Genomic DNA, 12,601 nt, shown 5'->3' on the forward strand with positions numbered 1-12,601 from the left:
GGGCCGGCACCGGCTGCCGCACGTCACGGCCCCCGTCCCTCCGCGAGGAGGGCGGTTTCTAGGGATCGTCGCAACACCTGGTTGGTTTGATCAGGCGGCAAGTAGTTTATGCAGGCGCTCGGCTGGGGTCTCCCAGCCGAGCGTTTTGCGTGGGCGCCCGTTGAGCTGGGCCGCGACGGCGTCGAGGTGGTCGCGTCCGTGGACGGACAGGTCGGTGCCCTTGGGGAAGTACTGCCGCAGCAGGCCGTTGGTGTTCTCGTTCGAGCCGCGCTGCCAAGGGCTGGCGGGGTCGCAGAAGTAGACCGGGATGTCGGTGGCATCGGTGAACGAGCCGTGCGCCGCCATTTCGCTGCCTTGATCCCAGGTCAGCGAGCGCACCAGGTGTGCGGGCAGCGTCTGAACCGTCTCGACGAGGGCGTCGCGGACGTGTTCCGCGCTGCGGCCGTCGGGCAGGTGCAGGAGCATCACGTAGCGGGTGGCGCGTTCGACGAGGGTGCCGATCGCGGAGCCGTTGTCTTTGCCGATGATCAGGTCGCCTTCCCAGTGGCCGGGCACGGCCCGGTCCTCGACCTCGGCCGGGCGTTCACTGATCATGACCATCGGGGTGGTGAAGCGGGGCTGGCGCTGCTGGGCCTGGCGGCGCGGTGTGCGGCGGGCGCGTCCCAAACGCAGGGCGCGGGCCAGCTCTCGGCGCAGTTCGCCGCGGCCCTGGACGTAGAGGGCCTGGTAGATCGTTTCGTGGACCACGTGCATCTCCGGCCGGTCGGGGAAAGTCCGGCGCAGACTCTCGCAGATCTGCTCCGGGCTCCACTTCAGGTCCAGGCCGTCCTGGACGAAGTCCTGCAGCACGGGGTTCTGGCCGATCTTCCCCGGCTTGGGGCGGGGCCGGCGGGCGTCGGCGCGGGCCTGGGCCGCGTGCGGCCGGTACTGGCCGTTACCCGGGTGCCGATTGCGGCGGATCTCCCGGCTGACCGTGGACGGGCTGCGGCCCAGCTCGGCCGCGATCGTACGGATGGCTGCCTTCTCGCGTAGCCGGTCGGCGATGTGGATCCGGTCCGCCTCGCGCAGAAAGCGCGAAGGACCGGACGAGGGCGCTACCGCTGTGAGCGGTAGCGCCCTTCCGGTCCTGCCGGACGGGGCGCGGCCGTTACGCCACCGCTTCCCCGTCCTGAGGTTGATACCGACGATCCGGCACGCTTCCCGACTGCTCACGCCTTGCTGCATGAGCTGAAGGTAGGCACGCCGTTCCTCGGTCAACGAACGGCGTCCCCGGTTGACTGAACGGTCCCGGATCTCGAAGTCCATCGCACTCCCCGAATCGGGGTGTTGCGACGATCACTAGAACTCAAGGGAGGAACGGGGGCCGTTCCCGTGTTACGGGGCCAGGCCGCCGATCAGCACCTCGACGCCGAGCGCGAGCCGGGCGGCGGCGGGACCGGCCGCCAACTCGGCTGCGCTCGCGGCCAGATGCGGATACCGCTCCGGGTCCAGCGAGGCGAGCCGGTCCTCGATGGAGACCTGGGCGTGACGGCTGTCCAGGGCGTCCTGGAGGGCGTCCGGGCCGTCGCCGGCGGGCGGGTGCGCGACGGAGACCTCGTACGTGACTGCGCCGATGTGCAGGGCGATCAGATCGCAGCCCCATGCGGCGCGTTGCCGGTCGACCCCGCCGGCCAGCAGGAGGCCGAGGACGCGGTCGAAGAGGTCGAGCCAGGCAGGGGTGGTCGGGATGGCGCCGAGCGCGACCCGGCCGATGCCGGGGTGGGCGTTGAGGGCGTGCACCACGTCGGTGATCAGGGCGGCCAGCCGGTCGCGCCAGTCCCCGGGCGGCGCGGCCGGCAGCGCGGGCAGCGGTACCGTCGCGACCACCGCGTCGAGCATCAGGCGCAGCAGCTCCTCGCGTTGGGCGACGTAGACGTAGAGCGACGCGGGCCCGGTGTCCAGCTCGGCGGCGACCTTCCGCATGGTCACCGCGTCGAAGCCCTCGCGGCGCAGGACCCGCAGGCCGGCGTCGATGACGGCCCGCTCGCTGAGCGGGGGTTTGGCGGGGCGGGCGCGGGTGCTCTTGCGGCGGGCCGGTGAATCCATGGCGCCAGGCTAGCACTTGACAGCGAACAGTGTTCGCCACGAACGTTGTTCGTAACGAACGCTGTTCGTCATGCATCCGTTCTCGTCTCCAAGGGGGAGCCCCGCCATGTCACACCCGTATCCGGATCCGTATCCACGGCGTTGGGCGGTGCTGGCCGTCGTCCTCATCGCCGAGGTCATGGACCTCCTCGACGCCACGATCACCGCAGTAGCCGCCCCCGCCATCACCGCCGGCCTCGGCGGGGGCCGGGAGACCGCCCAGTGGCTCGGCGCCGCCTACACCCTGCCGTTCGCGGTCCTGCTGATCACCGCCGGGCGGCTGGGGGACCGGTTCGGGCGGCGCCCGCTCTTCCTGGCCGGCGCCGCAGGGTTCACCCTGGCCTCCGTGCTCTGCGCCTCGGCCCCGGGGCCGGGCGTGCTGATCGCGGCCCGGGCACTACAAGGCGCATGCGGTGCGCTGCTGCTGCCGCAGGGCTTCGGGATCATCAAGGAGACCTTCCCGGAGGCGGAACTGGGCAAGGCCTTCGGACTGTTCGGCCCGGTGATGGGCCTGTGCGCGGTCGGCGGCCCGGTGGCGGGCGGACTCCTCACCGGCGCAGACCTGTTCGGCACCGGCTGGCGGATGGTGTTCCTGGTCAACCTGCCGCTCGGACTCGCGGCGCTGGCCGGCGCGGTGCGGTGGATCCCGCGGGGCACGTCCGACGCCGGCCTGCGGCTCGACGTACCGAGCATGCTGCTGGCCGGGGCGGCCTCCGGAGCCCTGGTGTACCCGCTGGTCCAGGGGCGGGAACTGGGCTGGCCCGTCTGGGGGTTCGTGCTGCTGGCCGCCGGGCCGGCCGGCTTCCTGCTGTTCGCGCGCCTCCAGCACCGGCGGCCCTCACCGCTCATGACGCCGAGCCTGCAGGCCAACCGGGGCTACACCAGCGGCATCCTCGTCGCGGTCGCCTTCTTCGCCTCGTTCACCGGCCTGATGATGGTGCTGTCGCTCTTCCTTCAGGGCCCGCTCGGCCTCTCACCGCAGGGCGCGGGGTATGCGATCGCCCCCATGGCCCTGGGCATCGCCGTCTCCGCGGGCCCGGCCGGGGCCCTCGCCCGCCGGCGCGGCCGGGTGGTGATCCAGTGCGGAATCGTCCTCACGGCCCTGGGGCTGGGGCTGCTCGCCGCCTCGGCCGACGGCGCGACGGACGGCTGGCGGCTGGTCCCGGGGACGTTCGCCACCGGGCTCGGCATGGGCCTGGTGATCCCCCCGCTGTTCGACGTGATCCTGGCGGGCGTGTCCGAACCGGAGGTGGGCTCCGCGTCCGGAGTCCTCAATGCCGTGCAGCAACTGGCCAACGCGGTCGGGGTGGCCCTGCTGGTCACGCTCTGGTCGGCCTTCACGGACCACGGCCGCACCCCCGCCGCCGCCCTGTCCACGACGGCCCTGGTGACGGTGGCCCTCCTGGCGGGCGCCCTGGCCCTCTCCGCACGCCTTCCCCGTCATGCCCCGGCATGACGCAACGGCCGGTCCGGGTCGGCATACTGCTCCGATGGACAGATCAACGGTGTCGTGGCGCAACACGACGCACGACTGGGCCCGTTCCGTGGACGCCGACCACCTGGCCCTCGTCCGCGAGAACGGGGCCTTCTTCGCCCCCGGAGGCCTTCCCCACCTGCTGCTCGAAGTGCTCGCCTATGCGGCCGACGAGGCGGAGTGCCTGGGCGGGGGACGGTGCACCGTCACGCTGTACGCAGACGGCTCGGTGTCCGTCGCGGACGAAGGCCGGGGCACGGACACCCGCTTCGACGATCACGGCCGACCGGTGAAGAAGCCGGTCATGGCGACGAAGGACCTCCGGTTCTTCGACCACCCCGACGCGCAGGTCCTTCCCGACGGCCACCCGCGTCGCGGCATGTCCGTCGTCGCGGCGCTCAGCGAGTGGCTCGTCCACACCAACCGCCGCGCGGGCGGAGCGTGGGCCCAGCGCTACGTACACGGGGTTCCCGCGACGGGCCTGACACCGGTCGCCGACGACGGCACGACCGGTACGACCGTCCACTTCAGCCCCGCCGAGGCGCTGCCCGCGCTGCCCGCGCTGACCGCGTCCTGGCCCCACCTGTCCGTCGAGATCGACGACCGGCGCGCCCGCTCACCACGCACGAGCCAAAGCGCCGAGTCACGGGACCGTCCGTGACTCGGCGCTTTGAGTGTGACCGCCCGACGGAGCGAGGCTGGCGCGACAGGACGTTCGCACCGCCGGGCGGAGTCTTGGGGGAGGTCGTTCCCCTATAGAGGAGACTGCTCCTCCATCTACGGGGACCCTGTGCGCGGCCCCCGTACATAGAGGAGAAGATTTGGCTGGGACCGCGACGGGCGGTGACGAGAGCTCCGGCTTCGTCTCCCTCAGGTCAAGAGACGGGCCTCGGCACCCATTACCACCGCACTGGCTCACACGCCCGTCGCGGTCCTCGTCCTGCCCTCGCCGCGTACCACCCCTCATCCGGGTCCGCGGTTCGGGCTCGGCACCCGGGACCTGACCTCCCGCCAGGTCCCCGGTGCAGCTTTCAGGCTCAGGCGTCGCGCAGGGCGCGGACGGCCTCCTCGACGCGCTTGCCGTAGTCGGCGTCCGCGGCGTGGAAGTGAGCCAAGTTCTTCTCGATGACGTCCTCAAGGGTGACCTGGGACAGACCGCCGGCGATGTTCGCCACCAGACGCTGCTTCTCGGCCTCCGACATCAGGCGGTAGAGCTCACCGGCCTGGAAGAAGTCGTCGTCCTTCGTGTGGGCCGGGGCCTCGTGGGTGCCCGTGTAGCCGGAGACGGCCTTCGGGGCGCCGAGCGCGAGACCGGTCTCGGCCGGGCCCTGGTACGAGTTGGGCTCGTAGTTCTTGTCGTGGCGCGAGCCGTTGCGCAGCGCCATGACACCGTCGCGGCCGTAGTTGTCGGCCTGCGTCGCCTTCGGGGCGTTGACCGGCAGCACGGTGTGGTTCACACCGAGGCGGTAGCGCTGGGCGTCGGCGTACGCGAAGAGGCGGCCCTGGAGCATCTTGTCCGGCGAGGCGGTGATGCCCGGGACGAAGTTGTTCGGGGAGAAGGCGGACTGCTCGACCTCGGCGAAGACGTTGTCCGGGTTGCGGTCGAGGACCAGACGGCCCACGCGCTGCAGCGGGTAGTCGCTGTGCGGCCACACCTTGGTGAGGTCGAACGGGTTGAAGCGGTAGTCCGCGGCCTCGGCGGCCGGCATGATCTGGACGTGGAGGGTCCAGCTCGGGTTCACGCCGCGCTCGATCGCCTGGAGCAGGTCGGTCTGGTGCGAGTTGGCGTCCTTGCCGACGAGCTCGGCGGCCTGGTCGCCCGACAGGCAGCGGATGCCCTGGTTCGTCTTGAAGTGGTACTTGACGAAGAAGGCCTCGCCCTGCTCGTTCGTCCACTGGTAGGTGTGCGAGCCGTAGCCGTTCATGTGGCGGTAGGACGCCGGGATGCCGCGGTCACCCATCAGCCAGGTTATCTGGTGCGTCGCCTCGGGGGCGTGCGCCCAGAAGTCCCAGACGTTGTCCGGCTCCTGCTTGCCCGTGAAGGGGTCGCGCTTCTGGGAGTGGATGAAGTCGGGGAACTTGATCGGGTCCTTGATGAAGAACACCGGGGTGTTGTTGCCGACGAGGTCGTAGTTGCCCTCTTCGGTGTAGAACTTCAGGGCGAAGCCGCGCGGGTCGCGGACCGCGTCCGCGCCACCGAGCGAGTCGGCGACGGTGGAGAACCGCAGGAAGGTCTCGGTCTTCTTGCCCACCGTGTTCAAGAACGCGGCGCTGGTGTAGGCGGTGACGTCGTCGGTTACTTCGAAGTAGCCGTACGCGGCCGAGCCGCGGGCGTGCACCACGCGCTCCGGGATGCGCTCACGGTTGAAGCGGGCGAGCTTCTCAAGCAGCTGCTGGTCCTGGACCAGCAGCGGGCCACCGACGCCGGCGGTGGCGGAGTTCTGGTTGTCGGCGACCGGGGCGCCGGACTCGGTCGTCAGCGTGCGCTTCGACATGGTGACCTTCCGTACGGGAACCTGCTGACGGAAAGCGTCTTCCGTCATGCGGAACAGCCTAATTTCAGGCCGAACGCAGCGTCAACAGTTTGTTGAACAAAGATGGAGAGAGGTGATCCGGACGGTGCCGGCGCTTGGGCGCGACAGGACAGGTGTCAGCACCGGCACCATCCGGAAACTCAGGCCCCCGTGAGGGGGAGGGGCGGCCCGCAGAGCGGGCCGCGGTGGTGGAACCGGTCTCAGACCTGGGCGCCGGAAAGGCGCTCGACCGCGCGGAGCAGGGCCGAGTGGTCCAGGCCGCCGTCACCCTGGGCGCGCAGCGAGGCGACCAGCTGGGCGACGACCGCGCCGACGGGGAGGGCCGCACCGACGTTGCGGGCGGCGTCGGTGACGATGCCCATGTCCTTGTGGTGCAGGTCGATCCGGAAGCCCGGCTTGAAGTCGCGGTTCAGGAAGTTGTCCTTCTTGCGGGTCAGGACCGTGGAGCCGGCCAGACCGCCGTTGAGGACGTCCAGGGCGGCGACCAGGTCCACGCCGGACTTCTCCAGGAAGACCACGGCCTCGGCGCACGCCTGGATGTTCACCGCGACGATGAGCTGGTTGGCGGCCTTCACCGTCTGGCCGGAGCCGTGCGGGCCGCAGAGCACGATGACCTTGCCGAGCGTCTCAAGGATCGGCAGGGCCGCGTCGAAGTCGGCCTTCTCACCACCCACCATGATCGACAGGACGGCCTCGATGGCACCGGCCTCGCCACCGGACACCGGGGCGTCGATGACGCGGATGCCCTTCTCGGCGGCGTTCTTCGCGAGGTCGACCGAGGTCTGCGGGGTGATCGACGACATGTCGATGATCAGCGCGCCGGACTTCGCGTTCTCAAGGATGCCGGCGGGGCCGTAGTTGATGGCCTCGACCTGCGGGGAGGCGGGCACCATCGTGATGATGACGTCGGCGTCCTTGACGGCCTCGGCGATCGAGCCGGCGGCGGTGCCGCCCGCGGCCGCCAGGCGGTCGAGCTTGTCCTGCTCCAGCGTGAAGCCGGTGACCGAGTAGCCGGCCTTCAGGAGGTTCTCGGCCATGGGGGAGCCCATGATGCCGAGTCCGACCCAGGCGATCGACGGGAGCGCAGCGGGGTTGCTCATGATGAGGGTCCTTCTCTTAATGCTTTGTACGAAAAGTTCGTGGGGTGCCTGGCTGATCGCCCGGACTTTGTCCGCCTACTTCGCGGCGCGGGCCTCGGCCGGCAGCCACGCGAAGGAGGCGGCGGCGTCGGCGGCCTTGTACTCCAGGCCTACGTAGCCCTCGTATCCGGCCTTCTTCAGCTGGTCGAGCAGCTCTTCGAGGGGCAGCTCGCCGGTGCCGGGGGCACCGCGTCCGGGCTTGTCCGCGATCTGGACGTGCCCGGTCTTGGCGGCGTACTTTTCGATGACCTCGGAGAGGTCCTCATCGTTCATCGCCAGGTGGTACAGGTCGAGGAGGAACTTGGCGTTCCCGAGGCCGGTGGCCTCGTTCACCTTGTCCACCACCTCGATGCCGGCCGGGGCGCTCACCAGCGGGTAGAGCGGCGACTCGGGCTTGTTGAGGGTCTCGATGAGCAGGATCGCGCCGACGCGGTCGGCGGCCCGGGCCGCCACGACCAGGTTCTCCAGGGCGAGCTCGTCCTGCACGGCCGGGTCCACGCCCTCGACGCGGTTGCCGTAGAGGGCGTTCAGTGCCTTGCAGCCCACCGAAGCGGCGAAGTCCGCAGCCACGTTGATGTTGGCGTTGAAGCGGTCCGACTCCTCACCGGGTACCGAGACCGCACCGCGGTCCGGGCCCGGAAGTTGTCCGGCGTAGAAGTTCAGGCCCACCAGCTGGGTGCCGGCGTCCTCAAGAGCCTTCTTGAGGGCGTCGAGCTCCTCCTGGGCGGGAGTGGGGGTCTCGATCCAGGGCCACCACAGCTCGACCGCGGTGAAGCCCGCCGCGGCGGCGGCCGCGGGACGCTCCAGGAGCGGGAGTTCCGTGAAGAGGATCGAAAGGTTCACATCGAAGCGCTGGTCCGTGTATCCCATGAGGGGTGTGCGCTCCTTCCGTATTGCGGAAGTTAGTTTCTGCTTGATGGAAGACTGCAAGCAGGGCGCCGCACTTGTCAAGCCCGGACTGCCGAAAAATCACGACTGGCAGGTAGCTTGACCAGCGTGCGATTGAGAGTGGAGTTCACGACCGAGCCCTTCGATCTCGAAGAGGCCCCTGCCCATGCCGTGGCCGCTCGCGAGGTCATCCAGAAGGCCCAGCTGGACGCGGTGGACGTCGGCCCGTTCGGCAACACCGCCGAGGGTGAAGCCGACGCGGTGCTGACCGCGGTGACCGCGCTGCTGCGCGACTCGCTGGAGTCCGGCGCCACGCGCGTCTCGCTCCAGGTCAACGTGATCGGGGAGGAAACCCCATGACCGAGCCCCGTGACCACCCGTTCGTCACCGCGGTCAAGCCGCTGGTCGACGCGATGGGCGGCGAGCTGATGGATCCGGCCCTGGCGCAGCCCGACGACGTCGTGCTCAGCTGGGAGGGCGAGGACCTGCTGGCCGTGCGGCTGCCCCAGCTGTCCGACTCGCTGGATCACATCCTGGCGGCGCTGGAGCGCCGGCACGGCGTACCGTTGTCGCAGCTCGACCGGAAGTCCAAGCAGGACGTCGTGCGGATACTGGAGGCGCGGGGCGCCTTCTCCGTGCGACATGGCGTGGAGACGGTCGCGGGCGCCCTGGGCGTAAGCCGTTTCACGGTCTACAACTACTTGAACAGGGAAAACCCCAACAAGAACAACCAAGCGTGATCCCTGCTGGCCCACAGTGACGAGCCGCCGCCCTATTCATCCGGGCGGCGGCTTTTGTGTACGGGAAGTTTCAACAAAGTGTTGACGCCGTGTTGCCGAGGGCGTTAGCTATGCGCAGCCCGTCAAAGCAACAACAGGCCACGGAGGCCTACCGTGACTTCGAGTCCGACCCCGGGTCTCACCCGGTTCAACGCCTTGGACGACAGCGCGGCCACGGCCGAACTGCACGAGGTGTGCGCCAGTTCGGCATGGGGCAGCAAGCTGCTCGCCCAGCGCCCCTTCGCCGGCGCCGACGCCCTGTTCTCCGCGAACGAGGCCGCCATGGCCGAGCTCACCGCCGAGGACCTGGCCGAAGCGATGGCAGGCCACGCGCCGATCGGCCGGCCGAAGCCGGGAGACCCGACCTCCGCCCGCGAGCAGCGCGGCATGGCCGGAGCCTCGGAGGAGCTCAAGAACGAGCTCCTCGAACTGAACCTGGCGTACCAGGAGAAGTTCGGCCACGTCTTCCTCATCTGCGCCACCGGTGCGACCGGTGAGTTCATGCGGGACGCGGTCAAGGTCCGGATCGACAATTCGCCGGAACAGGAGCGGGAGATCGCCCGCGGCGAACTGGTGAAGATCAACCGGATCCGCCTGACCCGCCTCGTCGAACTCGCAGAAGAAGGAGCGTGAGCATGAGCACCGAGACCACCGCGTCGGTGTCCACGCACATCCTGGACACCAGCATCGGACGCCCCGCCGAGGGCGTCGCCATCTCCCTGTCGGCCCGCGAGGGACTCGACGGCGAGTGGGCGGCCCTGGGTGGTTCCGCCACCGACGCGGACGGGCGATGCAAGGACCTGCCGGCGCTGCCGGAGGGAACCACCCACGTACGTCTGGACTTCGAGACCGAGACGTACTTCTCCAAGAAGCAAGCCGAGGCGCAGCAGGACGCCCCCCGCGTAAGGGACAGCGGTGCGTTCTTCCCCGAGGTCACCATCACGTTTGCGGTGAACCCGGGCGAGCACTACCACGTACCGCTGCTGCTCAACCCGTTCGGCTACTCCGTTTACCGAGGGAGCTAGCATGGCCACGATTCTGGGCCAGAACCAGTACGGCAAGGCAGAGAACCGCGTCGTCAAGATCACGCGGGACGGCGACACCCACCACATCAAGGACCTCAACGTCTCGGTCGCCCTCTCCGGCGACATGGACGACGTCCACTACTCCGGCTCGAACGCCAACGTCCTGCCGACGGACACCACCAAGAACACGGTGTACGCGTTCGCCAAGGAGTACGGCATCGAGTCCGCCGAGCAGTTCGGCATCCACCTGGCGCGCTGGTTCGTGAACAGCCAGGAGCCGATCCAGCGTGCGCGCATCCGGATCGAGGAGTACGGCTGGGACCGGATCGCCACCTCGGACGCCAACTCCAAGTTCATCGGCTCCGACGAGGTGAACCACTCCTTCGTCCGCAAGGGCATGGAGACCCGCGTCACCCAGATCACGTACGACGGGCAGAACTGGGAGGTCATCTCCGGCCTCAAGGACCTGATCGTCATGAACTCCACGAACTCCGAGTTCTGGGGTTACGTGAAGGACAAGTACACGACCCTCCAGGAGGCGTACGACCGCATCCTGGCCACTCAGGTGTCGGGTCGCTGGCGCTTCAACTGGACCGACGACGAGCAGCGGATGCCCAACTGGGAGAAGTCCTACGCCGAGACCAAGAAGCACATGCTCCAGGCCTTCGCGGAGACCTACTCCCTCTCGCTGCAGCAGACCCTGTACCAGATGGGTTCGCGGATCATCAACCACCGTTCGGAGATCGACGAGGTCCGCTTCTCGCTCCCGAACAAGCACCACTTCCTCGTCGACCTTGAGCCGTTCGGCCTCAAGAACGACAACGAAGTCTACTTCGCTGCGGACCGCCCGTACGGTCTGATCGAGGCCACGGTCCTGCGGGACGGCGCTGACGCCCGTATCCCCGTGGACATGACCAACCTCTGACGCGGCATGCGCGTCCCGGGGCACCGCAGTGGCCCCGGGACCACCGCACGACACGTTCCAGCTTCCTGAATCGGCACCCGGACGCATCACGCGGGGCGGCAGTACTGTCAGCTGTCAGGTCCCCGGCTCCGGCACTCAAATCCCCTGGGTTCTGCCGTGCCCGCACCGCCACTGAAAGCACGAGGAAGTCCCATGGCAGCATCGGCAGCCCAGGACGGCGCAGTAGAGCGCATCGTCATCGAGAACTGTGCGATTGCAACGGTCGATGCGAACGACACCGAGTACGCCTCGGGTCACATCGTCATCGCCGACAACAAGATCGAGTCCATCGGTGCGGGCAGGGCCCCCGAGAACCTCGACAACGTCGTCCGCCGCATCGACGGCACCGGGCACCTCGTGACTCCCGGTCTGGTCAACACGCACCACCACTTCTACCAGTGGATCACGCGCGGCCTGGCCACCGATCACAACCTCTTCAACTGGCTCGTCGCGCTGTACCCGACGTGGGCGCGCATCGACGAGCAGATGGCCTACACGGCCGCCCAGGGCTCCCTCGCCGCGATGGCCCGCGGTGGTGTCACCACCGCCATGGACCACCACTACGTGTACCCCAAGGGCGCCGGCGACCTCTCCGGCTCGATCATCCGCGCCGCGTCCGAGATGGGCGTCCGCTTCACCCTCGCCCGCGGTTCGATGGACCGCAGCGAGAAGGACGGCGGCCTGCCGCCGGACCACGCCGTCGAGACCCTCGAAGGTGCGCTCGCCGACACCGAGGCGACGGTGAAGAAGTACCACGACGCCTCCTTCGACGCGATGACCCAGATCGCCGTCGCCCCCTGCTCCCCCTTCTCGGTCTCCACCGAGCTGCTGAAGCAGGGCGCCGAGCTCGCCCGCCGCCTCGGTGTGCGCATGCACACGCACGGCAGCGAGACCGTCGAGGAAGAGAAGTTCTGCCACGAGCTCTTCGGCATGGGCCCGACCGACTACTTCGAGTCGACCGGCTGGCTCGGCGAGGACGTGTGGATGGCGCACAGCGTCCACATGAACGACTCCGACATCGCCGCGTTCGCCCGTACCAAGACCGGTGTCGCGCACTGCCCGTCCTCCAACGCCCGTCTGGCCGCCGGCATCGCCCGCGTCCCGGACATGCTGGCCGCCGGCGTCCCGGTCGGCCTCGGGGTGGACGGCACCGCCTCCAACGAGTCCGGTGAGCTGCACACCGAGCTGCGCAACGCGCTGCTGATCAACCGGCTGAACCCGGTCCACCGCGAGGCCGCGCTCAACGCCCGCCAGGCCCTGCGCCTCGGTACGTACGGTGGCGCGCAGGTCCTCGGCCGCAGCGACAACATCGGTTCGCTGGAGGTCGGCAAGTGCGCCGACCTGGTGCTCTGGAACATCAGCACCTTCCTGCACTCCTCGATCGCCGACCCGGTCACCGCGCTGGTCTTCGGTGCGGCCGCCCCGGTGACCGCGTCGTTCGTCAACGGCAAGCAGATCGTCGAGAACAACCGGCTCCTCTTCGCCGACGAGGACGCCATCGCGGTGTCCACCCGCGAAGAGGCTCAGCGCCTCGCGCGCATCACCGCGCAGGGCTGATCCCCTCGGAGTCCGGCCGGGGGGGACGGCCCCCGGCCGGTCGTCGCGGGCCCGAGCGGGGTCCGCGGCAGCCGTTCCCGGGAAGCGCCCGAGGTTTTTCCGAGGGCGTTCCCGGGG

At 69.2% G+C, this 12,601-nt stretch carries 13 protein-coding genes; 8 read left to right on the forward strand and 5 right to left on the reverse strand.

Features of this window, described 5'->3' with window-relative positions; all coding sequences use genetic code 11:
• Nucleotides 1–90: 90 nt before the first annotated feature.
• Both OG974_RS02730 and OG974_RS02735 read right to left on the reverse strand, forming a co-directional pair.
• The gene (locus OG974_RS02730) at nt 91–1,224 is read right to left on the reverse strand and encodes an IS30 family transposase (RefSeq protein ID WP_371643420.1); all 1,134 of its coding nucleotides are present in this window, start codon (nt 1,222–1,224) and stop codon (nt 91–93) included.
• Nucleotides 1,225–1,374: 150 nt separating this feature from the next.
• Nucleotides 1,375–2,085 carry a TetR/AcrR family transcriptional regulator gene (locus OG974_RS02735; protein ID WP_371645287.1) on the reverse strand — a complete coding sequence of 237 codons (711 nt, stop codon included), beginning with the start codon at nt 2,083–2,085 and terminating at the stop codon, nt 1,375–1,377.
• Nucleotides 2,086–2,191: 106 nt separating this feature from the next.
• Here OG974_RS02735 and OG974_RS02740 point away from each other — a divergent pair, with 106 nt between their 5' ends.
• Both OG974_RS02740 and OG974_RS02745 read left to right on the forward strand, forming a co-directional pair.
• Complete coding sequence (locus OG974_RS02740) at nt 2,192–3,580, forward strand: MFS transporter (protein WP_371645289.1); 1,389 nt, start codon at nt 2,192–2,194, stop codon at nt 3,578–3,580.
• A gap of 34 nt (nt 3,581–3,614) precedes the next feature.
• The gene (locus OG974_RS02745) at nt 3,615–4,259 is read left to right on the forward strand and encodes an ATP-binding protein (protein WP_327279341.1); all 645 of its coding nucleotides are present in this window, start codon (nt 3,615–3,617) and stop codon (nt 4,257–4,259) included.
• 376 nt (nt 4,260–4,635) lie between these two features.
• Here OG974_RS02745 and OG974_RS02750 read toward each other — a convergent pair whose 3' ends face one another.
• From OG974_RS02750 to OG974_RS02760, 3 genes are all read right to left on the reverse strand, one after another.
• A complete protein-coding gene (locus OG974_RS02750; protein WP_371646708.1) occupies nt 4,636–6,093 on the reverse strand; it encodes a catalase in 1,458 nt (485 codons plus the stop codon).
• Nucleotides 6,094–6,332: 239 nt separating this feature from the next.
• Complete coding sequence (locus tag OG974_RS02755; RefSeq protein ID WP_327279342.1) at nt 6,333–7,232, reverse strand: 2-hydroxy-3-oxopropionate reductase; 900 nt, start codon at nt 7,230–7,232, stop codon at nt 6,333–6,335.
• 75 nt (nt 7,233–7,307) lie between these two features.
• Nucleotides 7,308–8,141, reverse strand: a complete 834-nt coding sequence (locus OG974_RS02760) for a TIM barrel protein (RefSeq protein ID WP_327279343.1) — start codon at nt 8,139–8,141, stop codon at nt 7,308–7,310.
• Nucleotides 8,142–8,267: 126 nt separating this feature from the next.
• Between OG974_RS02760 and OG974_RS02765 the strand changes: the two genes are divergently transcribed.
• The 6 genes from OG974_RS02765 to OG974_RS02790 all read left to right on the forward strand — a co-directional run bounded on the left by OG974_RS02765 (nt 8,268) and on the right by OG974_RS02790 (nt 12,484).
• Entirely contained in the window at nt 8,268–8,519 is a 252-nt protein-coding gene (locus OG974_RS02765) for a thiamine-binding protein (protein ID WP_327279344.1), read from the forward strand.
• Nucleotides 8,516–8,899 carry a helix-turn-helix domain-containing protein gene (locus tag OG974_RS02770; RefSeq protein WP_327279345.1) on the forward strand — a complete coding sequence of 128 codons (384 nt, stop codon included), beginning with the start codon at nt 8,516–8,518 and terminating at the stop codon, nt 8,897–8,899. The genes OG974_RS02765 and OG974_RS02770 overlap by 4 nt, the downstream gene beginning before the upstream one ends.
• A gap of 153 nt (nt 8,900–9,052) precedes the next feature.
• Entirely contained in the window at nt 9,053–9,571 is a 519-nt protein-coding gene (gene uraD / locus OG974_RS02775; RefSeq protein WP_328764222.1) for a 2-oxo-4-hydroxy-4-carboxy-5-ureidoimidazoline decarboxylase, read from the forward strand.
• Nucleotides 9,572–9,573: 2 nt separating this feature from the next.
• The gene (gene uraH / locus OG974_RS02780) at nt 9,574–9,963 is read left to right on the forward strand and encodes a hydroxyisourate hydrolase (RefSeq protein ID WP_327279347.1); all 390 of its coding nucleotides are present in this window, start codon (nt 9,574–9,576) and stop codon (nt 9,961–9,963) included.
• A 1-nt stretch (nt 9,964) separates the two neighbouring features.
• Nucleotides 9,965–10,888 carry a factor-independent urate hydroxylase gene (gene pucL, locus OG974_RS02785; RefSeq protein WP_327279348.1) on the forward strand — a complete coding sequence of 308 codons (924 nt, stop codon included), beginning with the start codon at nt 9,965–9,967 and terminating at the stop codon, nt 10,886–10,888.
• 192 nt (nt 10,889–11,080) lie between these two features.
• On the forward strand, nt 11,081–12,484 hold the full coding sequence (locus OG974_RS02790) for an 8-oxoguanine deaminase (RefSeq protein WP_327279349.1): 1,404 nt from the start codon (nt 11,081–11,083) through the stop codon (nt 12,482–12,484).
• Nucleotides 12,485–12,601 lie beyond the last annotated feature (117 nt).

Source organism: Streptomyces sp. NBC_00597 (genome assembly GCF_041431095.1).
Classification (GTDB): Bacteria; Actinomycetota; Actinomycetes; order Streptomycetales; family Streptomycetaceae; genus Streptomyces.

Coding starts and splice junctions, on each gene's coding strand:
- OG974_RS02735 (WP_371645287.1), bottom strand. CDS start 2,085: ATGGATTCACCGGCCCGCCGCAAGAGCACCCGCGCCCGCCCCGCCAAA.
- OG974_RS02755 (WP_327279342.1), bottom strand. CDS start 7,232: ATGAGCAACCCCGCTGCGCTCCCGTCGATCGCCTGGGTCGGACTCGGC.
- pucL (WP_327279348.1), top strand. CDS start 9,965: ATGGCCACGATTCTGGGCCAGAACCAGTACGGCAAGGCAGAGAACCGC.
- OG974_RS02740 (WP_371645289.1), top strand. CDS start 2,192: ATGTCACACCCGTATCCGGATCCGTATCCACGGCGTTGGGCGGTGCTG.
- OG974_RS02760 (WP_327279343.1), bottom strand. CDS start 8,141: ATGGGATACACGGACCAGCGCTTCGATGTGAACCTTTCGATCCTCTTC.
- OG974_RS02745 (WP_327279341.1), top strand. CDS start 3,615: ATGGACAGATCAACGGTGTCGTGGCGCAACACGACGCACGACTGGGCC.
- OG974_RS02750 (WP_371646708.1), bottom strand. CDS start 6,093: ATGTCGAAGCGCACGCTGACGACCGAGTCCGGCGCCCCGGTCGCCGAC.
- OG974_RS02770 (WP_327279345.1), top strand. CDS start 8,516: ATGACCGAGCCCCGTGACCACCCGTTCGTCACCGCGGTCAAGCCGCTG.
- OG974_RS02790 (WP_327279349.1), top strand. CDS start 11,081: ATGGCAGCATCGGCAGCCCAGGACGGCGCAGTAGAGCGCATCGTCATC.
- uraH (WP_327279347.1), top strand. CDS start 9,574: ATGAGCACCGAGACCACCGCGTCGGTGTCCACGCACATCCTGGACACC.
- OG974_RS02730 (WP_371643420.1), bottom strand. CDS start 1,224: ATGCAGCAAGGCGTGAGCAGTCGGGAAGCGTGCCGGATCGTCGGTATC.